At 52.7% G+C, this 22,615-nt stretch carries 24 protein-coding genes, 1 tRNA gene and 1 pseudogene; 16 read left to right on the top strand and 10 right to left on the bottom strand.

The genetic code is table 11. The features are described 5' to 3' along the window. The first annotated feature begins 8 nt into the window (after positions 1 to 8). From pcaF to B0B12_RS20560, 8 genes and pseudogenes are all read left to right on the top strand, one after another. The gene (pcaF, locus tag B0B12_RS06080; RefSeq protein ID WP_076666611.1) at positions 9 to 1,217 is read left to right on the top strand and encodes a 3-oxoadipyl-CoA thiolase; all 1,209 of its coding nucleotides are present in this window, start codon (positions 9 to 11) and stop codon (positions 1,215 to 1,217) included. 101 nt (positions 1,218 to 1,318) lie between these two features. After that, a complete protein-coding gene (locus tag B0B12_RS20235; protein WP_170871823.1) occupies positions 1,319 to 1,462 on the top strand; it encodes a hypothetical protein in 144 nt (47 codons plus the stop codon). Positions 1,463 to 1,626: 164 nt separating this feature from the next. After that, positions 1,627 to 2,877, top strand: a complete 1,251-nt coding sequence (locus B0B12_RS06075; RefSeq protein ID WP_244554610.1) for a M20 metallopeptidase family protein — start codon at positions 1,627 to 1,629, stop codon at positions 2,875 to 2,877. A 216-nt stretch (positions 2,878 to 3,093) separates the two neighbouring features. Then, entirely contained in the window at positions 3,094 to 3,885 is a 792-nt protein-coding gene (locus B0B12_RS06070) for a glucose 1-dehydrogenase (RefSeq protein ID WP_076666609.1), read from the top strand. A gap of 61 nt (positions 3,886 to 3,946) precedes the next feature. After that, positions 3,947 to 4,465, top strand: coding sequence for a DUF488 domain-containing protein (locus B0B12_RS06065; RefSeq protein ID WP_076666607.1), 519 nt, complete (start codon positions 3,947 to 3,949; stop codon positions 4,463 to 4,465). A 548-nt stretch (positions 4,466 to 5,013) separates the two neighbouring features. Then, a complete protein-coding gene (locus tag B0B12_RS06060) occupies positions 5,014 to 5,424 on the top strand; it encodes an OsmC family protein (RefSeq protein WP_076666605.1) in 411 nt (136 codons plus the stop codon). A 24-nt stretch (positions 5,425 to 5,448) separates the two neighbouring features. After that, a pseudogene (locus B0B12_RS20565) lies at positions 5,449 to 5,982 on the top strand (DUF5996 family protein); the annotation flags it as partial. A gap of 55 nt (positions 5,983 to 6,037) precedes the next feature. Continuing rightward, a complete protein-coding gene (locus tag B0B12_RS20560) occupies positions 6,038 to 6,418 on the top strand; it encodes a DUF5996 family protein (protein ID WP_244554609.1) in 381 nt (126 codons plus the stop codon). A 17-nt stretch (positions 6,419 to 6,435) separates the two neighbouring features. Here the strand turns inward: B0B12_RS20560 and B0B12_RS06050 are convergent, their stop codons facing one another. The 4 genes from B0B12_RS06050 to B0B12_RS06030 all read right to left on the bottom strand — a co-directional run bounded on the left by B0B12_RS06050 (position 6,436) and on the right by B0B12_RS06030 (position 10,465). Then, the gene (locus B0B12_RS06050; protein ID WP_076666603.1) at positions 6,436 to 7,020 is read right to left on the bottom strand and encodes an NADPH-dependent FMN reductase; all 585 of its coding nucleotides are present in this window, start codon (positions 7,018 to 7,020) and stop codon (positions 6,436 to 6,438) included. A gap of 110 nt (positions 7,021 to 7,130) precedes the next feature. Further along, positions 7,131 to 7,991 carry an EamA family transporter gene (locus B0B12_RS06045; protein WP_076666601.1) on the bottom strand — a complete coding sequence of 287 codons (861 nt, stop codon included), beginning with the start codon at positions 7,989 to 7,991 and terminating at the stop codon, positions 7,131 to 7,133. A gap of 684 nt (positions 7,992 to 8,675) precedes the next feature. Then, the gene (locus tag B0B12_RS06035) at positions 8,676 to 9,923 is read right to left on the bottom strand and encodes an alpha/beta fold hydrolase (RefSeq protein ID WP_076666597.1); all 1,248 of its coding nucleotides are present in this window, start codon (positions 9,921 to 9,923) and stop codon (positions 8,676 to 8,678) included. A gap of 470 nt (positions 9,924 to 10,393) precedes the next feature. Continuing rightward, positions 10,394 to 10,465 (bottom strand) — tRNA-Glu (locus B0B12_RS06030). 183 nt (positions 10,466 to 10,648) lie between these two features. On the opposite strand from B0B12_RS06030, the gene gap reads away from it, so the two are divergent. The 4 genes from gap to B0B12_RS06010 all read left to right on the top strand — a co-directional run bounded on the left by gap (position 10,649) and on the right by B0B12_RS06010 (position 14,101). After that, entirely contained in the window at positions 10,649 to 11,641 is a 993-nt protein-coding gene (gene gap, locus B0B12_RS06025) for a type I glyceraldehyde-3-phosphate dehydrogenase (RefSeq protein ID WP_076666595.1), read from the top strand. A gap of 181 nt (positions 11,642 to 11,822) precedes the next feature. Further along, positions 11,823 to 12,668: a universal stress protein gene (locus tag B0B12_RS06020; protein ID WP_076666593.1), complete on the top strand. Its 846-nt coding sequence runs from the start codon at positions 11,823 to 11,825 to the stop codon at positions 12,666 to 12,668. Positions 12,669 to 12,792: 124 nt separating this feature from the next. Then, entirely contained in the window at positions 12,793 to 13,674 is an 882-nt protein-coding gene (locus B0B12_RS06015; protein ID WP_076666591.1) for a diacylglycerol/lipid kinase family protein, read from the top strand. Positions 13,675 to 13,753: 79 nt separating this feature from the next. After that, on the top strand, positions 13,754 to 14,101 hold the full coding sequence (locus tag B0B12_RS06010) for a translation initiation factor (RefSeq protein WP_076666589.1): 348 nt from the start codon (positions 13,754 to 13,756) through the stop codon (positions 14,099 to 14,101). A 396-nt stretch (positions 14,102 to 14,497) separates the two neighbouring features. On the opposite strand, the gene B0B12_RS06005 is transcribed toward B0B12_RS06010, so the two are convergent. The 5 genes from B0B12_RS06005 to B0B12_RS05985 form a co-directional block, all read right to left on the bottom strand. Beyond that, positions 14,498 to 14,923 carry a hypothetical protein gene (locus tag B0B12_RS06005; RefSeq protein WP_076666587.1) on the bottom strand — a complete coding sequence of 142 codons (426 nt, stop codon included), beginning with the start codon at positions 14,921 to 14,923 and terminating at the stop codon, positions 14,498 to 14,500. Positions 14,924 to 15,188: 265 nt separating this feature from the next. Then, entirely contained in the window at positions 15,189 to 15,923 is a 735-nt protein-coding gene (kdsB, locus tag B0B12_RS06000; RefSeq protein WP_076666585.1) for a 3-deoxy-manno-octulosonate cytidylyltransferase, read from the bottom strand. 105 nt (positions 15,924 to 16,028) lie between these two features. Then, positions 16,029 to 16,373 carry a hypothetical protein gene (locus B0B12_RS05995; RefSeq protein WP_076666582.1) on the bottom strand — a complete coding sequence of 115 codons (345 nt, stop codon included), beginning with the start codon at positions 16,371 to 16,373 and terminating at the stop codon, positions 16,029 to 16,031. Positions 16,374 to 16,410: 37 nt separating this feature from the next. After that, on the bottom strand, positions 16,411 to 16,749 hold the full coding sequence (locus B0B12_RS05990; RefSeq protein ID WP_076666580.1) for a hypothetical protein: 339 nt from the start codon (positions 16,747 to 16,749) through the stop codon (positions 16,411 to 16,413). A gap of 124 nt (positions 16,750 to 16,873) precedes the next feature. Then, entirely contained in the window at positions 16,874 to 18,220 is a 1,347-nt protein-coding gene (locus tag B0B12_RS05985) for an NfeD family protein (protein ID WP_076666578.1), read from the bottom strand. A gap of 84 nt (positions 18,221 to 18,304) precedes the next feature. Here B0B12_RS05985 and B0B12_RS05980 point away from each other — a divergent pair, with 84 nt between their 5' ends. The 4 genes from B0B12_RS05980 (at position 18,305) to B0B12_RS05965 (ending at position 22,136) form a co-directional block, all read left to right on the top strand. Beyond that, positions 18,305 to 19,075 (top strand): DUF4905 domain-containing protein, encoded by a 771-nt coding sequence (locus tag B0B12_RS05980; RefSeq protein WP_076666576.1) that lies wholly within the window; start codon positions 18,305 to 18,307, stop codon positions 19,073 to 19,075. Between the two features lie 32 nt (positions 19,076 to 19,107). Then, on the top strand, positions 19,108 to 20,094 hold the full coding sequence (locus B0B12_RS05975; RefSeq protein WP_212564605.1) for a LysM peptidoglycan-binding domain-containing protein: 987 nt from the start codon (positions 19,108 to 19,110) through the stop codon (positions 20,092 to 20,094). 148 nt (positions 20,095 to 20,242) lie between these two features. After that, on the top strand, positions 20,243 to 21,019 hold the full coding sequence (locus tag B0B12_RS05970) for a TIGR02757 family protein (RefSeq protein ID WP_076667715.1): 777 nt from the start codon (positions 20,243 to 20,245) through the stop codon (positions 21,017 to 21,019). Positions 21,020 to 21,059: 40 nt separating this feature from the next. Next, positions 21,060 to 22,136, top strand: a complete 1,077-nt coding sequence (locus B0B12_RS05965) for a serine hydrolase domain-containing protein (RefSeq protein WP_076666573.1) — start codon at positions 21,060 to 21,062, stop codon at positions 22,134 to 22,136. Positions 22,137 to 22,147: 11 nt separating this feature from the next. On the opposite strand, the gene B0B12_RS05960 is transcribed toward B0B12_RS05965, so the two are convergent. Next, entirely contained in the window at positions 22,148 to 22,597 is a 450-nt protein-coding gene (locus tag B0B12_RS05960; RefSeq protein ID WP_076666571.1) for a GNAT family N-acetyltransferase, read from the bottom strand. Positions 22,598 to 22,615 lie beyond the last annotated feature (18 nt).

The raw sequence follows: 22,615 nt of genomic DNA, 5'->3' as shown, positions 1-22,615 counted from the left end.
TTAAAATCATGAGCAAAGAAGCCTATATCATAGATGGCATCAGAACCCCGGTTGGGAAGATCGGGGGTATACTTTCACCCATCCGCGCCGACGACCTGGCGGCGATGGTCATCCGGGAGCTGGTTTCACGCAATCCGGCCATACCCAAAGAGGCGGTGGACGATGTGATTCTGGGTTGTCACAACCAGGCCGGGGAAGACAACCGGAACGTGGCCCGCATGGCCGGTCTGCTGGCTGGCCTGCCGGTAACGGTACCGGGCGAAACAGTCAACCGCCTGTGCGCATCCGGTATGTCGGCCATCATCCATGCGGTGCGGGCCATCAGGTCGGGAGACGGTGATGTGTTTATAGCCGGAGGCGTGGAGCACATGACGCGTGGCCCTCTGGTGATTTCCAAACCCAGCAAAGCCTTCGGCCACGACTCCGAGATGCATGACTCCAGTTTCGGCTGGCGCTTCATCAACCCCAAAATGGAGGAGGTATACGGTACCGACCCCATGGGCGTGACAGCCGAGAACCTGGCCGAAATGTACAATATCTCGCGCGAGGACCAGGACAAGTTCGCTTACCACTCGCAGATGAAAGCGGCCAAAGCGCAGGAAAACGGCACGATGGCAGAAGAGATCATGCCCGTTGAGATTCCGCAGCGAAAAGGCGAACCTGTGGTTGTGTCGAAAGACGAATTTGTAAGACCCAACACTACCCTGGAAGCATTGGCTAAACTGAAACCCGCTTTTAAAGCCAATGGCACCGTAACAGCCGGCAACGCCTCTGGTCTGAACGACGGCGCGGCCGCCACATACATTGTATCGGGTGAGGCTGTGAAGAAATATAACCTCACCCCGCTGGCCCGCATAGTGAGTTCGGCAGTGGCCGGTGTGGAGCCCCGCATCATGGGCATCGGCCCCGTACCCGCCACCGAAATGGCGTTGCAGCGCGCAGGCTTAAGCATGGACGACATGGACATCATCGAGCTGAACGAAGCATTTGCGGCCCAAAGCCTGGCCTGCACCCGCGCCTGGGGGCTGGCAGACGATGACGAACGCCTCAACGTGAGCGGTGGCGCCATCGCCCTTGGGCACCCGCTGGGTATGTCAGGCACACGCATTGTGTACACCGCGGCCCTTGCCCTGAAAAGAATGCAGAAACGCTATGCGCTGGCCACCATGTGCGTGGGAGTAGGGCAGGGCTACGCAACTATTCTGGAAAGGGTATAATCCCTGCTCACTTTTGTTGAGATTGATGTTTAATACGTGATCCGGAGATCGGGAAACAGCCTGTCGGCATGCCGGCACGCTGTTTTTCTTTAGGGCGACACATGCCGGACGAAAATAGGTTCGCCGTGCTATACCTTTCAGGATGCCACGGGCACGGCAGGTATAGCAGCAACAAGAGGCTATACCTGCGGCAGCAACATGGTGGAAGCGTTTCTGAAGCCGGTCGTCGCATTTCTGCCATATAGGTGTGACTCAACTGACTGTGCTTCAGGACGTATACCCTTCTGTATATTCCCCATCCACTACTTGCTGCACCGCCACCCCTGCGCAGTTCCATTTCAATTAACCCTGACCATACCCCAGGCAACAGGTATGGCCTGGACTAACCTTTCTCAAAATCTGTAGTTCCATGAAACGAATTCTTCTGTTAATCTTGGCAGTTTGGTGGGCTGGTGGCGTCCAGGGCCAGACCAAACAGGCTAACGCAGCGCGGAAAAGCAAGGCGGATGCGGCCTGGGTGAAAAATATACCTGTTGAAGAAGTGATAAAGTGGCGGCGGCACATTCATCAAAACCCGGAGATATCCTTTAAGGAGGAGCAAACCAGCAAATATGTGGAGGATGTGCTCAAGTCAATGGGCAACATAGAGGTTAGCAGGCCCGCCAAGACAAGCGTGATCGGTGTGTTGAAAGGCGCCAAGCCCGGCAAAACGGTTGCTTTCCGGGCCGACATGGATGCCCTGCCGATGCAGGAGGAGACCGACTTGCCCTTTAAGTCGAAGAACGACGGCGTGATGCACTCCTGCGGCCACGACGCCCACACGGCCATGCTGCTCGGAACTGCCGCCACCCTGTCCAGAATGCAGAAAGAGCTGCCGGGAACCGTGTATTTCATTTTTCAGCACGCAGAGGAAACACCGCCCGGCGGGGCGATCGACGTCATCAATTCCGGTGCGCTGAAGGGCGTGGAAGCCTTTTTTGGGATGCATGTGCTGCCCGATTTCCCGGCCGGCCATGTCGGCATTTTGCCGGTGGGCGCTGCCTCCACTGCGCAGGACATCTTTAACCTGAACATCATCGGGAAGGGGTCGCATGGCTCGATGCCGCATCTGGGGATAGACCCGATCGTGGTAGGGGCCGCCATTGTCAGTGCCTTGCAAACTGTTGTGTCCCGAAACGTAGAGCCGGGAGAGATGACGGTGGTCACCATCGGTAAATTTCAGTCGGGTGATGCCTTCAACGTGATCGCAGACAGGGCAGAACTGGCTGCCAGTATCCGCACCACGTCCGATAAAACCAGAAAGCAGGTGGAGGAGAGAATAAAGGAAATAATTGAGAGCATTACGAAGGCGTATGGCGCTACCTACGAGTTGGACTACATCAACACCTACCCGGCCATACAGAATGATGAAGCCCTCAACGCCCACGCGAGGAAAAGTGCAGTTGCCGCCCTGGGGAAGGAGCAGATTTTCGACGCCCCGATGATGACAGCCAGCGAGGACTTTGCCTACTACAGAAAAATTGCCCCCGTCAGTTTTATGACGCTCGGCATCGGGAAAGGCCCAGCAAACCATAACCCTGGATTCACGGTGGAAGAAAGCGCCCTGCAAAACGGGGTGAAAGCCCAGGTGCAAATCATCCTGGACTACCTAAATAAATAAGAGCCGGCTTTGTGGCGAGGGGCAGGTATAGGTTATCTAGTTAGCAACCGTCTTTAAAGCGCAGTGACAGGGTATAGGAGCAGTTCTGACATGAACTGGGATGCCGTAAAATAACCAGGAACCTGGGATACCGTTGGTATTAATGCCATGGTATGGGCAGGGGTGAAGTGCATCAGGTATAGCGAAAGTGGAGGTGTATTTTAAATGATATTGAATATGAAAAAGCTGGAAAACAAAGTGATTGTCATCACCGGAGCTGCTATGGGCCTGGGCTTGGCTGCGGCGCAGGAAGCAGCCAAACAGGGCGCGCAGCTGTCGCTGGTTGATTATAACGAGAAAGCCCTGGGGGAGGCGAAGCAAGCCATCTTGCAGGAATACCCTGATGCAAAAGTGATCACCGTCACGGCCGATGTTTCGAAAGAAGAGGAAGTGAAAAGATATGTGGATGAAACGGTGAAGGCCTTTAACCGCATCGACGGCTTTTACAATAACGCCGGCATTGAGGGGAAGCAGGCCTTGATGACGGAGTACGACATAGCGGTATTCAGGAAAGTGATTGACATTAACCTGATGGGTGTGTTTTACGGCATGCGGTACATCATTCCCATCATGCAAAAGCAACAGTACGGTCGGATCGTAAACGTGGCTTCTGTGGGCGGTATAAGAGGCGTCTTGAACCAAACCCCTTATGTGGCCAGTAAGCACGCCGTTTCGGGCATGACCAAAAATGCTGCGCTGGAATTTGGACGCCACGGTATCATCACCAATGCCATTGCGCCCGGTGCCATCCTAACGCCCATGGTAGCCGAAGCTTTCCGGCAGGTAAACCCTGACGACCCCAAAGCCGCCGAAACCGAATATGCAAAAGCCAATCCGACCAAACGCCTGGGACTGCCCGAGGAAGTGGCAAAAGTTGTTATTTTTCTTTTGAGCGAAGATGCATCTTACGTAAACGGACAGACCATTGCCATTGATGGCGGGGAGTCTAATAGCTACGGCTTTGTTTAACAGGAATTCTTAAAACCTTTTCTTCCGGTGCCCTGAAAAAGGCTTCACACTATTTCTATCTATGTCAGCAACGAACAAGACCATCTGGACTTTCGGCCACTCAACCAGAAGCCCGGAGGAATTTGTGGCAGCGCTAAAGTCGTTTCAGATCGAGGTGCTGGTGGACGTGCGCCGCTACCCCGGTTCTAAAAAGTATCCTCACTTCAATGTGTCGGCATTGGAGACCTACCTGCCCGAAGCCGGCATCCACTACATGCCCGAGCAGAAACTAGGAGGCCGCCGCAAGCCCCGGCCCGACTCACCCCATACCGTCTGGCGAAGCGAGTCCTTTCGCGGCTATGCAGACTATACTGAAACCAGCGAATTTGAAGCAGGTATAGCGGAGCTGACGGAAGTTGCGCACCAGAAGCGAGTTGCTTACATGTGTTCCGAAGCCGTGTGGTGGCGGTGCCACCGTGCCATCATCTCAGACTACCTTAAAGAAAGAGGCTGGACCGTGCTGCACATCATGGACGAAGGTATAGCGAAAGAACATCCGTATACCGCTGCGTACCTCGAAATGCATCCCGACAAGGTATAGCCTCCTGCTTTTTTTATTCAGCGGCCCTTATCTTGTTTTATCCTCGAAACTCGGTATAGGTATATCTCCGAGGATGGATTCGTTTTTCATCCTGAGTGAGCCTTCTGCTTTTCCTTTTTTCTCCATCAATCAGAAATCCAAAATCAGCCTAGCGTCTTTTTCGCACACTTGGAGATGAGCAGGCCCGGCACAGCCAGTATGACGCCTTGATCATTCGGAGGAGATGTTTTTGAAGCTGTTTACGGGAACTTACAAGTACCCAGGTATAAACGGAGCGCATCCGGCGAAAGGGAATGTAACTCTAGCAGGCAGCTTTTAACTAGCCACCTGCAGTAGAAATGTTTTCGCAGTTATCAGCAGCAATATCGAGCAGGTTGTATACCTGATCACAGACAGGGTGGGATAGGTATACTGTAGCCAGAACCACTTGCCTATCGAAGCGGTATAATATGTAAATAGCTGGGAATGAAGTAAAAACTGCTCGACAGGTATAGGTATAAACCAGTCAACTGCCAGGCCTTACAGCACGAAAAATAAACAACCAACAGATGCCCAACATCATTGCCACTGCCGAAGCCGAGAATACTGGGGAGATGTATACAACGACGCTTCAGACGAACCGGCATACGCTCATAGCCGATGAACCGCTCGACCTGGGCGGCCAGGACCTGGGGCCCGGTCCCGGCGACTTCCTGTGTATGGCGCTGGCCTCCTGTATGGTGATCACCCTCCGGATGTACATAACCCGCAAAGGCTGGGAGATAGGCCGGATTAATGCAAAAGTGAACCTGGTAAAAAGTCCCGATACTGCCACCGGCGCGAACACATTTTATTGCAGCGTGTCTTTCAGCGAAAAACTGACAGCAGAGCAACATGGCAAGCTGTGTAAAATAGCGAAAGCCTGTCCACTGCACCGCCTGCTGAACAGACCCAGCAATATCATCACCTTACTGGAGTGACCAAGCCAACCAAAAATACTGCCTATGAAAACAACATGGCCTACGCTGTCCTTTAAAGAGGCTCAGAAAACGTATGAAACGCTACACCTGTGGACGCAGATCGTGGGAAAGATCAGACTGATTAAAACGCCCTGGATCAACCATTCCTGGCACGTCACACTCTATGTCACACCCAGCGGCCTCACCACCTCCGATATGGTGGACGGGGAGAAGCATTTTCAGCTGGACTTCGACTTCATACGCCACCAACTACAGCTCAAAACCAGTGCAGGCGAAACACACAGCATCGACTTAAAAGAAGGTCTGTCGGTGGCGGGGTGCTATCAGCAGCTACTGGATGCGCTTCAGCGAGTAGGTATACGGGCGGACATTTACCCGGTGCCGAATGAACTGGAAGACCCTATTCGCTTTGATGAGGATGAAACCCATGCCACCTACGACCCGGAACACGCAGCAGCTCTGCACCAGGCCTTGCTCCGGTCGCATGCGGTGTTTAACCGGTTCCGGGCTGGCTTCAGGGGCAAGAGCAGTCCGGTGCATTTTTTCTGGGGCAGCTTCGACCTGGCCGTGTCGCGCTTCTCAGGCCGCGACGCTCCCAAACACCCCGGCGGCAGTGCCCAATCTGCCGGACTGGGTAGCCCAGGAGGCTTATTCCAGAGAGGTTTGCAGCTGCGGCTTCTGGCCTGGAAACGAGGCATTTCCGCATGCGGCGTTTTACAGTTACATTTATCCGGAGCCGGAAGGGTATAAGGATGCCCGCATTAAACCTGAGCAGGCCTACTACCACCCGGAACTTCGGGAGTTCGTGCTGCCTTACGATGCCGTTCAGAAGGCAGAAGATCCGGAAGCCACGCTGATGGACTTCCTGCAAAGCACTTACGAAGCGGCTGCCGATCAGGCCAAATGGGATCGGAAAGCGTTGGAGCAGGAAGACGTTGCCAAACGGAGAAAATCAGATCATGCGGCGTACAAGCAGGTAGATAAAGAGCATTAAAACACCTGATGGGCGCATTACTGATCGCTATTGTCTTGCTTTCCTTTCTCACGCACCTGTTTCAAGGCCGTTCCCCAGCTCACCAACTGATCGAGTAAGGTGTTCAACTTTTTCTCGTGGAAGGAGGCTGGTTTGAAAACGCTGTAATTTTCAAAGTCGGTGAAGAGCGACAGGGCTACCTGCTCCCGCACGTCGGCCATCTGCAGCTCGGCCATGGTGGCGCGTAGGTGCTCCACAGACCGGGCTCCTCCTGCGTTGCCATAGGCCACGAACCCGGCGGCTTTGTTGTTCCACTCTTTATACAGGAAATCGAGGGCATTTTTGAGAGCCGCCGGCACCCCGTGGTTGTACTCCGGGGTAACGAACACAAAAGCGTCGAAGGGGTCTATCCGGGCAGACCAGTCTTTTGTGTGCTGCTTGGTATACTTCTGCATGGCGGGCGAGTTGGGCTCATCCAGCAGGGGCAGGTTCACTTCCAGCAGGTCGATCAGTTCGTAGGTGGCGTCGGTTCGTTTGGACGCTATTTCGTACACCCATTTTCCGACCGCTTCGCCGTTTCGGCCCGGGCGCGTGCTTCCAATAATGATGGCTACTTTTATCATACCTTATGCGTTGTATTTGGTGCTACAGTCAGTTTTCAGTTGTATACGCGGGAACCGACTTTGTATCCGACACAAGGTATAGGTATAGCGAAAACCTCGATTTGGAGCTATTACCGGACCTTCCGTGAAAAGTACGTAGCGCCCACGCTGGCCGCGACAACGCAGCTGATGGACAGCCATTGTTTCAGGCTCAGGTATTCATCCAGGAACAGCAAACCGGAGAGGGCGGCAAAAGCCGGGTGCAGACTCATTAGAATGCCAAAGGTCTTGGGCGGCAGCTGGCGCAGGGCACCGATCTCCAGGGTATAAGGTATGGCGCTGGTCAGGAGCGCGACGGCCACACCGAGCAACAGCAGCGGCACCGTAACGGCCGCTAGGTCGCCGCTGAAAATGCCAAAAGGGAGCACGAAGAGGGAGGCAAAAAGCATCCCCACTCCAACGGCATCACTGCCTTTCATCACCTTCGCAACCTTACCGCCTAGCACAATGTAACCCGCCCACAGGGCGCCGGCCCCAACAGCCAGACCTGCGCCTAACAAATCCACGTTGTTGTTCTGCCACGGGGCGATCAAAGCTATACCTGAGCAGGCAAGCAGCACCCAAAGCAGGTCCAGCTTTTTTCGGGAGCCCAGCAGCGCCAGCACCAGCGGCCCGGTAAACTCCAGGGTAACGCCTAGGCCCAGCGGGATGCGCTGGATGGCAAAGTAGAACACCAGGTTCATGGCGCCGAGGCAGGTACCATAGGCCAGGCAGTAGAGCCACTGCTTTTTGGTCACCTTCAAGAGGTTAGTTCTGAAAAATGCCAGCAGGATGAGCGTTGAGAAGCCGATGCGCAAGGAGGCCGTGCCACTGGCCCCCAGCACAGGGAAGAGATACTTGGCAATGGAGGCGCCGCCCTGCACGCTGATCATAGCCAGCAATACGGCAGGTATAGCCGGTATAACTATTTTCTTATTTGGTAAATGTAACATGATTCGGATTGGTGTATGGCAGCTGCATTTCAGGCAACACTCTTTAAAAGAGAAAGGCACGCAAAACAAGCTGGAAAATGGGTGTAGGCGCTCTTGGAAGGGCTATTTATTAGAAAATGGCGTTAACATACGTGAAACGAGAAAACGCTTAAGCTGCAGGCAAAACAGGGCAAGGTGGGGAAGCGAAATAAAGGTGAAAAGCCATAATCTATCATTACGGTGCAAAGGTGAGGATGATTCCCTGAAATTCCAATTGAAGCGTAGGAAGTTGCTTTGAACCAGTTGAAGAAGCTGACGCAGGCTATACCTGACGGGGACGTCAATTAAGGGAGTTTATCAATTCTCTGATCCCGCCTTGTTTCATGACGCCTCTTGTATACCTTGGCCAGCTTTGTAGCTCGTCTAGTTCACCGACCAGGTATAGTACAAAGTCCACTGATTGCCAAGTTATTGATTCAAGATACAAATTTACAGAGAATGAAGCGAAGGTATAAAAACGCAAACAGGCTGGCTGGAAAAGCAGAGCGATGTGTCAGGATTGAAATACAAAAGCCCCTTAGTCTAGACTAAGAGGCTTTATCTTTAGGTCAGTAGGATTCAGCTATAGAACCTTATCCTAAGGGAATTGGTCGTTCTGAAAGCTTATTCTCCTAAGGAGTAGGAGCAGAAAAACTTACACTGCTACTACAGGCGTTTAGAGCTTTTTAGCTGCTTGATCTTTTCCAGGTGGCTTTTGCTGTTTTTAAGTGTAGAAGTGTCATTGGCAGCTGTGGCAAGTTCGATGGCTTTATGGAACTGCTCCTCCGCCTGCTTTAGCTTGCCTTGCTTCACCAAGGCCTCACCGTAGCTATCAAAGGCGTTGGCCGAGCTGGCATAAGTTACCGTGTTATACTTGAAAATCAGCAGCGAAACAGGCAAGGTAGCCGGGCTATTTAGGTATTGGTAGGCGATGGTGTTAATGGTACGCTCACCAAAGCCGGAGTCTCTTAAACCCTCAAATGCAACTGCTTCGGCCTTAGGTTCTTTTCGCTGCTTCAGGTATACGGCCGACTGCGTCAATTTATCATGTAAGGACGTCGTTTTGGCTTCGTGCTCCTGCCGGGCCTTTTCCTTCGTTGCCGCCTGCACCACCTGTCTGATGGCGTTGATTACCAGTTCCGGTTCTTCCCGATGAATGTTATGGCCGCTATGGGCAGTTATAACATGGGCACCGCTGGTGAACCGGCTGAAAAACTCGCTGTGCAGCGCGCGCCATATTTCCACACCTTTGGGCTCATGGAGAAACAACTCTGGGTTGGCTCTTTGCTGAACCGAGGTAAGCACTACAGCCGGCACTTGTGGCAGCACCCCGAAATCAGGCAGGGCAGCTTTTTCGAAGATCCGGTTAATGGCCTCGTTTTCCTGCCTGAACCTGTCTGGTACAAAGCTGTTTTGGAGCTCGATGTCTTTAACCGCTTTGGCTTGATCTGCTTTTTTCAGTTCCTGCATCATTTTTTCATGTGCCGGATCAACCAAGACCAATCCCTTCACTTTATCCGGATGCTGCGCTGCATAGGCCCGGATAATGAAAGCACCGTATGAGTGGCCCACCAAAATGAAAGGAGGTTTCAGGTTTGCCTGCTCAATAAGGGTGTTCAGATCCTGTACTGCAGCCTCCAGCGTTTGTGGTTTTGGGTTAGCCTCTGATTTGCCGGTTCCGGCTCTCGAATACAGCATAACCTGATTCATGTTCATTACTTCTGCAGCCACGTTGCCCCATACTTTGTAGTCTGTTCCGAAGCCTGATTCGAAGATGACAGTGTAGTCGCCAGTCCCTGCCTGTATCATCTCCAGCGAGTGATCCCCGACGTTAATCATTTTGGTTTGTTGGCCAGTCGCCAATAGCGTGTTTCCGAAGAAAAACAGCAGCAAGAAAGTTTTTTTGAGTGTCATAGTTTTAAATGTGAAAGGGTAGGGGGTGATTGATGAATTTATCCTGTACAACATAAGCAGTAACCTCCGTCGAACTGTCTTTGGCAAAGCCTGTTAATTGGCGCCGAGCTGGTTCGATCAGTAAGTGGTATAAAGTTATATACAGTACCTTGTAATACAAAGTACCGATTAGTATTTGATTGTTTTTTAGATGAACCAGGTTATTTTATCTCTGAAAACCGCTTAGTTCTGGTTAGAAAGGCTAAAATAGCCATCAGTTTCAGCTGTCTTCTCCTGAGTAGCTACAGATGAGCCTGCTTGGCTAAGCGTAATAGGAGGGAGGGCAGAAAGGCTTGCTGAGTTTGTCTAGTACCTGGTAGTTTTTGAGGACAGTGCCCGCTCGCAGTTGGCAGTGGGAGGGAGGCTAGCATCTGCCTGGTGTGCTAGGAGCATAAAAAAAGCCCCTCAGGTTTAGCTGAGAGGCTTTTGAGTAGTCCGTAGGGGAATCGAACCCCTGTTGCCAGAATGAAAATCTGGAGTCCTAACCCCTAGACGAACGGACCATTCTGTCATTTGGTGGTGCAAATATAAGGCAAAGCGATTACAAGGCAAATGTTTTTTTGATTTTTTAGCCTGTTTCTGCGTAAAACATTAAGGGTCAGCAAGGAAAAAATATATTGGTTTTCCTTATCCGTAATCGTAACTTCGCAGCATCAAAATTTAAAAACAAATCAATCCCAAATACCATGTCTAAAATTAAAGTTGCAATCAACGGTTTTGGCCGTATCGGCAGACTTACTTTTAAGGCCCTTCTGGAGAAGGACAATGTAGAGGTAGTAGCGATCAACGACCTGACCAATACCAAAACATTGGCTCACCTGCTGAAGTACGACTCAGTGCACGGCCGTTTTAATGGTACAGTAGAAGCCACTGACAACGGTATTATCGTAAACGGCAGAGAGATTCAGATCACGGCAGAGCGCGAGCCTAAAAACCTGCCTTGGGGCAAGATGGGCGTTGACGTAGTGCTGGAGTCTACCGGCCGTTTCGTAGACGAGCAGGGCGCTGGCGGTCACCTGGAAGCAGGAGCCCGCAAAGTGGTTATCTCAGCCCCTGCCAAAGGTAACATCCCAACTGTGGTACTGGGTGTGAACGAAGAAATTCTGACTGGCGACGAGCGCATCGTTTCCAACGCATCATGCACCACAAACTGCCTTGCGCCAATGGCGAAAGTACTCGACGACACGTTCGGTATCGAGAAAGGCTACATCACCACCGTACACGCTTATACCTCTGACCAGAGCCTGCAGGATTCTCCGCACAGCGACCTGAGAAGAGCCCGTGCCGCAGCTTATTCCATCATCCCAACTTCTACAGGTGCCGCCAAGGCCGTTGGTCTGGTACTGCCACACCTGAAAGGCAAACTGGACGGCGTAGCAATGCGCGTTCCAATTCCAGATGGCTCCCTGACAGACCTTACCTGTATCCTGAAGCGTCCTGCCACCAAAGAGGAGATCAACGCTGCCGTGAAGAAAGCCGCTGAAGGCGAAATGAAAGGCATCCTGGAGTACACCGAAGATCCAATCGTTTCGATTGACATCGTAGGCAACACGCACTCTTGCATTTTCGACGCTGAGATGACTTCTGCCAACGAAACGCTGGTGAAAGTAGTAGGCTGGTACGACAACGAGGCCGGTTACTCTAACAGAACAGCCGATCTGATCGCTAAGCTGGGTTAATTACCGGATTTTATACCGTATACCTGCAAAAGCCCGCCATTCCGGCGGGCTTTTGCGTTTTGTATTGGATATAAAAGAAAATCACTATATTTCACCTGAAATGACAATTGTCATCGTTTAGGCGTATACAGTCCCGTACTTTTACCTTGAAATCAACGCAAAGCATTTAACCGCACTAATTATGAGAAGAATACTTGTACCCACCGACTTTTCTGAACAGGCCTACCACGCCTTTGAAGTAGCTGTTGCCATCGCACGTCAGACCGGCGCTGCCATTAAACTGCTGCACGTAGTGGAAATGCCTTACTCACAATCCTTCAGCGTGACCGGCGACCTGGTTGGCGGAGACGGCATGGAGCAGGTATACATGATGAAGTTGCTCGAAACGACCAAAAGCCGTATGGCCCAGCTGGAGCGTTCGGTAGAACATGCCGGAGTGGAAGTAGTGCAGGAGGTAGACGCCGACACTGTGATCCGCAAGATCCGCCGCGTAATCAAAGAGGACCAGGTGGACCTGGTGGTGATGGGCTCGAAAGGCGCCAGCGGCATGAACGAGTTTCTGCTGGGATCCAACACAGAGAAGGTGGTGCGCACGGCCGAGTGCCCGGTGCTGACCATCAAAGGAGCCATACCAAATTTCCGGGTACGCAACATCGTGCTGCCATCTGACTTCAAGCGTGAGATCGGAACGGCTATGGAGAAGTTCAAGTACTTCCAGCAGATGTTCGGCGCGACACTGCACCTGGTGTATGTCAACACACCCGGCGCTTTTGAGTCGAACGCCATCCTGCGTACGCGCATGCAAACGGCTGCTGAGCGCTACGGCTTGCAGAACTATACCAGCAATGTGTACAACGACGTAATTGAAGAGAACGGTATCCTGAACTTTGCAGAAGAGGTTGGTGCTGACCTGATCATGATGGCCACGCACGGACGCACCGGTTTGGCGCACTTACTCAGCGGCAGCATCGCCGAGGACCTGGTGAATCACTCGGACGTTCCGGTGCTCACGTTCCACCTCAAATAAGGAAACCTATACCTGTACGACAGAAAGCCCGGCCATCTGCCGGGCTTTTTTATTTTCAGGCGGAATAGGTTACTTTGCGTACAAATAAACCAGTCAGCAGCGCCCTTAGCCGAAAAGCGAGTATATGAGCAAACGCCCCATTATCCGGTTCATTATCAATCCCACCTCCGGACCCAGCAGCAGGATAGATGTGGCCGCCCGCATCAAGCTCCACCTCGACCACGAAAAGTTCGACCATGACATCGTGTACACCGATTATGCCGGGCACGCACCAGAGCTCGCCAGGCAGGCAGCCGAGCAGGGCTACGCGGTGGTGGTGGCCGTTGGGGGCGATGGCACCGTAAACGAGGTAGCACAAGGCCTGCTGTATACAGAAACGGCGCTGGGCATTATCCCGAGGGGTTCCGGCAACGGCCTGGCCCGCCACATGCAGGTGCCCCTGACGGTAGACGCAGCCATACGCTTCCTCAACCAAGGGCACCGCACCCAGATCGACAGTGGCACCATCAACGGACGCCCCTTTTTCACGACGGCGGGTATAGGATTTGATGCCTACATCAGTTCGGTGTTTGCGGGGAGCAAGAAGCGCGGTTTGCAGACCTATGTGGAGCTGATCTTAAAGGAGGTGCGCAATTACCGTCACCTGCCAGTGAAGGCTGTTATCAATGGCAAGACCATCGAGACAGAGCTGTTTGTGATGGCCTTTGCCAACGCGGCGCAGTATGGCAACAACGCCTACATTGCTCCCATGGCCAACATACGGGACGGTCTGCTGGATGTGTGCCTGGTGCGTAGGCTGGATATGTTCAAGGCGCTGCAACTGAGCTACGCCATGCTGGCCAACAAACCGGCCAGTGCTGACAGTGCCGAGTATTTCAAGACCGAGGGCGTAAAGGTGCAGACAGACCACGAGATGATGCACCATGCCGATGGAGAATACCTGGGGAAGGCCAAGGAATTTGAGGTGCGCATGGTGCCGCAATCCCTGCATGTGGTGGCACGCTGAAGGAGGTATAAAGGTATAGCGCGGTAGCCTGCCTCAGGTATAGCATGGCCACCGCAGAGGGTATAGAGAATAAGAGATTATGAGCGACAAGAATAAAAAAGGAAGACAGGGCGTGGTTTACTCCACCAATGCCGATTACAACTACGAGTACGAGCAGCAGCACGAGGCGGAGACGCTTCCGCCACAGCAGCAGAATCTGAAAGTGATGCTCGACAAGAAAGCCCGTGGCGGCAAGCAGGTAACGCTGGTGGCAGGTTTTGTCGGCACAGAAGACGATCTGAAAGAGCTTGGCAAAATGCTGAAAAACAAATGCGGCGTAGGCGGCACTGCCAAGGATGGCGAGATCCTGATCCAGGGCGATTTCCGGGACAAGGTGCTGCAGGTGCTGGTGGCCGCTGGTTATAAGGCTAAGAAAGCGGGAGGGTGATTTTGTTTAATTGTTAAATTGTTGATGGTTGAATTGTTAGGTGCACGATTAACCCACCCCTGCCCCTCCGAGGAGGGGAATGTCAGTGAACGATTGCCCATGCACGATTCGGACAGGTATAGCCGGTGCACGATTCGGACAGGTCGCGACTCCATGCCGTCAGCTTAAGAAACATTGTACCCAAACTGTCATCTCGACAGCATGGAGAGATCTGGGTTATTTAAGCATTTCCGCAATATTCCAGATTCCTCACCAATAGAGGGCCCCTTCCCTCAGTTCGAAATAACAAAAAACGCTTAAGTTGACAGCATAGGGTCGCGACCTGTCCCTACAAAGGGGCGGCCATACTGCTTAGCACCTTAACCTTATGGTATAACGTGGATACGGTATACCTTTCTAAACACTCAAATCCTTCAACTTGCTCACCGGCCCATGCAGGTGGTAGAAGTTAGCAGACTTCTGCACGAATAGTCTACCAGCGAGCGCAGAGGCTTTGGGTGGGCGCGGCTTGTATACCTGTACAGACCCCTTGACCTTATCAACTATGCGCTCGTAACCGATCTCCTCAAGCTTTTGTTCAAGCGCCTTCTGACTGATATGCGTTACCGGAATCCTGACCTCTGTGCGCCTGAACCACAGCAATAACGCAATGGTAAACAGCAGTGAGAAGATCGCCGCATTCACCAGTATCTCGTTAATCGCCCCACTCGCATTTTCACTAAACCTGCCACTAAAACCAAACCAGACGGCCGTCAACAAACCGTACATTCCAAAGAAGTACAGGCTCAATTTCACAAACCGCAGCAAGGTATAGTTCTTCATAGAGAATGAAATAATGAGTAAAGATTAATGACGAATGACGAATGAGTAATGAATGTCTGCCGAGGGTTAGATATAAAATTATTTTGATGGGTGTAATGCTGTGCTTAATAATTTACGAATCAGATGTTTAGTAATATATGCATGAATTAATACATAAAAGGTGCTAACCGTGATTTAGCTTTATAGTCCACAGCCCAGCCCGTTACTCATTACTCACTATTCATTCGTCATTATTCATTAATCACTAGTCATTACTCATTTGTCATTATTCATTAAAACCGATTTTCTCCAGATCCTCCGGGGTGTCGATGCCGATGGTTTCGAATTCGGTGATGGCCGTGGTGATGCGGAAGCCGTTTTCTAGCCAGCGCAGCTGCTCCAGCGATTCAGCCAGTTCTAGGCTGGAAGGGGGCAACTGGGTGATCTGCTCCAGGATGTCGGTGCGATAGCCGTAGATGCCGATGTGCTTGTAGTAGGTATGCTGCTTGTGCCAGATGTCGTTGGGGACGTTGCGGCAGTAGGGGATTGGCTGCCGGCTAAAATACAAGGCCTCTCCGTGACGGCTCACCACCACCTTCGGCGCATTCACGTTGAAGAGCTCTTCTGCTGAATTGATCTTCTTGATAAGGGTTGCCAGTTGCGTCTGCGGATTGTTGAAGCAATTGGCAAGCAGGTCGATTTGCTCGGGCTTAATGAAAGGCTCGTCCCCCTGTATGTTGATCACGTACTCGAAAGGTTGGTCGTGTAGCTGGTAGGCTTCGAAGCAGCGGTCGGTGCCGCTTTGGTGGTGGGATGCTGTCATCACGGCCTTGCCTCCAAAGCCATGCACATGGTCCAGAATACGCTGATCATCAGTGGCTACAATAACATCAGTTAAACCTGAAGAGGAAGCCTGTTCGTACACCCGCTGGATCATGCTTTTGCCGTTGATGTCGACAAGGGGTTTTCCGGGGAAACGGGTGGAGGCGTAGCGGGCAGGTATAATGCCGAGGATTTGCATAGGGCATACGGTTTTCTGTGGCCGGCCATGCAGCGGCAGGCCCCGGCAAGTTACGCAAGAGAAGGGAGTAATGCAGCAGGCAGGTATAAAAAGCTCGGCAGGGGGCTAGGTCCGTTTCTTCACAGAGATCACCCGGATGGCGTCCATGGCACGGCTCTGCGTGGACAGCCCACAGCGGATATCGAGTTGACGGCCCAGGCGCTCGAAGGTGATGATCACAGGCGTTTCGCCCTCTACCTTGAAAGCCTCGCCGATCTCGTTTTCGTTGTCAGGCTTGTAACGCTTGCCGTCTATTTCTACTTCAAAGCCACAGCCGTCCACCATGTACTCCCCCGACCAGATCAGGATGGCATCATCGGTCTCAGCGCTTTCGTCTGCATTGCTCTGGCAGGCGATCAACAAAAAGAAGGAAAGACCGATTAAAAGCGTCAGTTGAATAAAAGTTTTCATAGGTGTTGATTATGAATATATTAATGGTGGATTACGGCTATATTTTCCTGATGGAGAGCACGCGAACAAAATCTCTTTTTGATTTACCGGGAAGCATACCACAGGCAATTTCCCGCTCGCCTTTGTGAATTAACTTGATCGCGACCGGGATAGGCTCATACACTTTGAACGAAGCGTCAATGTCGCCTTCGTTTTCAGGCTTGTAGCTCTTTTCGCCTATCTGGACTGAATACCCGCAGCCGTCAACGGCCACATCGCCCGTCCAAAAGAGGGTGGCGGTTGTTTCAACAGCGTCGAGGTCCTCGTCCTTGTCGCAGGAGAAGGCGGTTAACATTATCACCAGGGGGGCGATGAGGTAGAGGGTGGGTTTTCTCATGTTACAATTTAATAAGTGTCTATAGCTGGAAGACCCATGCAGCGCTCAAAGAGTTGCATGATGGGGGCGGGGTAATGCAGCATTCTGATCTGCCCATTTCTCAAACCCCTAGACTGCCCAACTCCTAGACTTTCTTCACCCGCAGCGCGAAGGTGCTTTGGTCGATCACCTGCACTGCGTCCCCTTTCTCAATGAAGCCGTCGCGGGCCTGGGCGTCGTACAGGTTGTCCTCGATCATCACGCGTCCGCTCGGGGCCATGCGGGTATGGGCTATACCTGTTTTGCCGATCAGGTGCTCGGCCGAGTTGCTGGAACGGTAGCCTTCCTTGCTGTTGAAAGTGTTCACGAGGGTAACCCGCTGCAGGGCGCGGCTGCCCAGCACGCGGTTCCAGGTTAGCGCTACAATGATCACCGCGCTGATCATACCCAGCAGCACCGAAACCAGACTCTCCATCAGGCGCTCAGACGACACGAACGTGAAGTCAAAGGCCTGGTTGTTGACCATGATCAGGAGCAGGGACAGGAACACCAGTATAATGCCGCTTATACCTGTCACCCCGAAGCCCGGCACCACAAACACCTCCAGCCCGATCAGCACCAGTCCCACAATAAAGAGCAGCACCTCCCAGTGTTCGGCCAGACCGTTGAGGTAGAAGGGTGTCAGGTATAGCACGCCGGCCACGATGGCTGCGATAAGCGGAAAGCCCACGCCTGGCGTCTGGAGCTCGAACCAAAGCCCGCCGATGATGATCAGGATAAGGATGCCGCTGATGACGGGATTTAGGAAAAAGGAAATGACCTTGTCTGTTGCGCTCAGCTCGTAGCGCAGCATTTCTGCATCCTGCAGGTTAAGCTTCTGAAGCACTTCCTCTATGTTGTTGGCCTGCCCTTCGCTGAAGCCGTGCTGAATCGCTTCGGAGGTAGTGAGGGTCAGCACCTGATCAGCAGTCAAAGTGCTGTCCACGGAAGCGTCGACCATGGCCTCGGCCAGTCGGGGGTTGCGGCCATTGGCTTCGGCGGTGGAGCGCATGATAGAGCGCATGTAGCTCTGGTACTTGCCGGGAGCGGCCTGCCCGTCTGCTCCCACCACGGTGGCGGCCCCGATGTTGGCGCCCGGCGCCATGTAGATGCTGTCGCAGGCTATGGAGATGAGGGCACCGGCAGAGGCGGCGTTTTTGTCGATGAACACATAGATTGGTTTCGGATACTCGAGCAGGCGCAGGCGAATGGCATCGGCGTCGTTCACGGCACCCCCGTAAGTGTTGAGCTTGAGCAGCACATGGTCAGCCTCCAGGCGGGTAGCCTCTTCGAGCGCCAGCTGGGTATAGCGGTTGGTGCGCGGGTCGATCTCTGAGTTGATCTCCATGACGAATACCTTCTGGCGCTCCTGCGCCCAGGCTGCCGTGCACGAGAAGAAGAAGGCCAGCAGGAAGAGCGGGGACCAGGACCATATTTTTGCGTTAGATTTCATACATTTGGGCTTAATCGGAAATAATATACTAAAAAAATCCCGCTTATTCTCTCCCTAGTTTTTAAATACGATTTTGAGGCGCCCGTGTGGCGTATTCGGCTCGACACTCCGGGCGGCTGGCTGGCACTGGAGGTGCGCGACGCCGACCTGCTGCAGACCCGCTTCTATACCTTGCACCTGCCCGATGGCAAGCTGCTGGAGCTAAAACTACCTGATGCTAACACCTGGTGGATGGGCCTGGAGGACGTGTACAACCGGGCGGTCTACCTGCATGGCTACGGCGACCGCAAACTGGGCCAGCACAAAGGTATACGGGCCTTTGCAACAAATACAGGCAAGGCCCTCTGGGAGCAGCCCGACCTGGCTTTTTATGGGGTGGAGGAACGGGGATTGCTGGCCGTTAATATTAGTCAGCAGGGCGGGGAACTGCTTTTGCTCGAAAGCGGTTACGGTAACACCATTCGAAACGATATAGGCCAAAAAGAGGCGGCAGAACGTGTACACCTCTTCCATACGGTCCGTTTTGGGGCGGTGCAGTACCCGCACCTCTACCGCGAGGGAGAAACCTACTTCCGGCAGGTACGCGATTTTTTGGTGCAGGAACTTGATTGTGAGCCTGTAAGCGCCCTGGAGTATGCCGAGACGGACACTTGCTTGGTGGTGAGTTACTACCGGCGGACGGCCGAAAATAAGTTAGATAATTTTCTGGCTGTTTTTGATTTAAATGGTTTTTTGCACTTAAATGAGTTACTTGCAGGTGCAATGGATGGCGTAGGTTCAGATACTTTTTTTATCTTTATGCGCAGTTTGTATTTCGTGCAAAACAAAACGATTCTGAAGGCATATTCTCTTTAACTTATAGTTACGATTAGTTACGACTTTTAGCTATGATTCGAATTTTACTTATCGCCCTGGTAGCACTGCCGCTGTTCCCTGTTTCAGCCTCAGCTCTCGACCTGGTTGCCCCGCGCGACTCTGTAGGGGTAGAGCGAAAGAACGGCAAGATATACGTGCAGCACCGCGTAGAGCCAAAAGAAACACTTTACGCCCTCTCCAGAAAGTATAGTGTGTCGGTGGCCCAGATCGTGGACGCGAACCCTTCGGTTGAAACCACCATCCACGTGGGTCAGGTCGTGCTGATCCCGCGCAAGTATGCTGCAGCACCAGCCCCTGTAAAGCAGACGGCAGCCGCAGCCACCGCCAGCAACCGTACCTTTACTGTGAACAGCCGCGGCGAAAAATTGCACCAGGTAGAGCCACAGCAGACGCTGTACTCGATCTCGCGTATGCACGCCGTGAAGGTGGATGACATCAAGCGTTGGAACAACCTACCGGATAACACCATCAGCGTGGGTGCCCTGTTGATCGTAGGCAAAGGCCAGCCGGTTCCTTCCAAAAACCCGATCTATGTGAGCGAGGCAGATGACGAAATCGCGAAAGACAATGTGAAGGAAACAGCCGTAGCTTCTGCAGAGCCAGTAGCCGCCGTTACCACGCCAGCCAACACGCACGTTGTGCTCACACCGCAGCCAGCAACGCCGGCACCTGCCACCAACGTAAAAACTGACGATGACGACGAGACGGTAGACTCCGTTTCCGGTGCCAAGAAGATCCTTGAGACAGGTATGGCCGAGATGATTGACCCGAAAGCAGACACGAACAAATACCTGGCGCTGCACAAGTCCGCTCCGGTTGGCACGATCATGCAGGTGAAAAACGCCATGAACGACCAGGTGGTGTATGTGCGCGTGATCGGTAAATTGCCCAACACAAGCGAGAACAACAACGTGGTGGTGCGCCTGTCGAAGAAAGCCTGCCAGAAGCTCGGCGCCATCGACCAGAAATTTAGAGTAGAGTTGTCTTACATGCCCTAAGCAGGTAGAATGATAAAGAAGGAGCCCGGACCGTAAAGTCCGGGCTTTTTTGTTTTTAGCCATTCTGATACCTGATGCGGCAGCTGAAGGCTGGGCTCCCAGCCGCAGATTGACTAACTTGCAGGGCGCCATTTCTCGTACCAAGCACATGAAACAGGACATCGCCCAGATCAAGGCCCTGCTCGACGACCGGGTAGCCCGCTACAACCAGCCCAGCTTTATTCCGAACGACCCGGTCTCCATTCCGCACCGCTTCACCAAAAAGCAGGATATCGAGATCAGCGGCTTTTTCGCTTCTATACTGGCCTGGGGGCAGCGCAAGACCATTATCAACAACTGCCTTCGGCTGATGGACCTGATGGACAATGCCCCGCACGAGTTCATCCTGCAGCACCAGGAGCAGGACCTGCCCCGCTTTCTGGGTTTCAAGCACCGCACTTTCAACGACACCGATCTGCTATACCTGATCCATTGGTTCAGATGGTATTACGAGCAGCACGAGAGCCTGGAAACGGCTTTTACAGGTATAGGAGGCAAGATCAAAACGCAAAAGGAAAGGCTGGAGCATTTTCATGACCTGGTGTTTAGCCTGGAAGATGCCCCACACCGGACTCGCAAGCATATTTCTACTCCGGCCCGTAAATCGGCCTGCAAGCGCCTGAACATGTACCTGCGCTGGATGGTACGCCCCGCGGATGGCGGCGTGGACTTCGGCATCTGGCACACGATGCAGCCCGCCGACCTTGTTTGTCCCTGCGACGTGCACGTGGAGCGGGTAGCACGACGCCTTGGCCTGATCACCCGCAAGGGCATGGACTGGCAAACGGCCGAGGAACTGACGGATCATCTGCGTGCCTTCGACCCACTGGACCCTGTGAAGTACGACTACGCCCTGTTCGGGCTAGGTGTGGAGGAGAAGTTTTAAAGTATACATTTACTGGCTTTATTTTACTGGTGCTTTATTTATGTTAAATAGCGATAAGTCTACTCTAAAGCTGCCATTAACAGAGGCCCTGGATGCGCACCTCAAGGGTACTTACCAGGCTGATGCGCCCGGTGCTGTGCTGCTTGTGTCGGTAGCGGGGGAGGAGCTTTACGCGAAAGGTATAGGTATAGCTAACCTCATCACGTGCGAACCCATTACACCAGACACTACCTTTCGGCTGGCCTCGGTGAGCAAGCAATTCACGGCAATGGCCGTGCAGTTGCTGGAGCAAGAGGGACACTTGTCTTATGAGGACACCTTGAATAACTTCTTTTCAGACTTCGCAACAGGTATAGGCGCGAAGGTCACGTTGCGTCATTTGCTTTGCCATACCTCCGGTCTGCTGGATTACGAAGCGTTTGTGAAAGAGCGGTCCGACTGGCAGGTCAGTGATGAAGAGGTTTTGGCAATTACCGCCTCGCAAACTTCAACTTACTTTACACCCGGCAGCAGGTATAGGTATAGCAACACAGGCTATGTGCTGCTGGCACTGGTAGTCGAACAGGTGTCAGGTATGGAGTTTGGCGATTTTCTGCAACAGCATTTTTTTGCACCGCTAGGTATGCACCACACTACGCTATACCAGCGAGGTAAGCCTATACCTAATCGGGCCATGGGCTATGCCCGAAATAGGGTCGGAGAGATTATATCGGCCGACCAAGGCACTTGCACCGCCACCAAAGGCGATGGCTGTCTCTATACCTCGGTACGCGATTACCTGCTGTGGCACCGGGCTCTGAGCAGCCAGACAAGTATGGCACCGGCACTGGAACAGGTATATACCCCGATCGAAGGGTATCCGGATGGCTTCTATGGCATGGGCTGGTTTTATTCGCTAAGCAACTCAGGAAAACTGGAGATGTGCCACACTGGGAACACCAGCGGCTTTAGCAACCTGGTCATCCGTATACCTGAGAACGATGTGCTGATTGCCTATTTCACGAACATAGCGGACAACCCCTATCTGCTGACGAGCTTTTTAGATGTGTTAAGTCAGTTTCCGCTGCTCCGGCCGGAGTCCCGCCTGGTCAGAGATTTGCAGCTGCTAACGCGGTAGCCTATACCTTGCTACAACAGCTTTTCGAAGCAGACGCTGTTCTCCACTCCGGCATACTGGCCGTAATTCGGAATACGGCTATACCTGCTTTTCCGGTAGAGCGCAATGGCCTCGGGTTGTTTCAAGCCTGTTTCCAGGATGCATTTGTTAAATGATAACTCGGCAGCCCACCGCTCCAGCTCAGCCAGTACTTTGCCGGCAATGCCCTTTCCTCTGAATTGAGGAAACACAAACATGCGCTTTACTTCCACCGTGCCCGGTTCAAACTCCTTGATGGCACCGCAACCGACTGGCTTTTCGTCTTCATAAGCGACAACCACATATTTTATCTTGTCGATCTTGTTGAACTGGGCATAGAACGCATGTTCTGCACCATCCCGCTCCGCCAGTTCAGCGTCGAGGTGTCTTACCAGATTAATGAAATCTTTGTGGTCGGAGTTGGTTCTGATGAGGTGTAGCATTTCAGGTAGGGGAGGTTG

The organism is Pontibacter indicus, from assembly GCF_900156345.1.
GTDB classification, from domain to species: Bacteria; Bacteroidota; Bacteroidia; order Cytophagales; family Hymenobacteraceae; genus Pontibacter; species Pontibacter indicus.
This window is presented reverse-complemented; position numbering and strand designations above follow the sequence as displayed.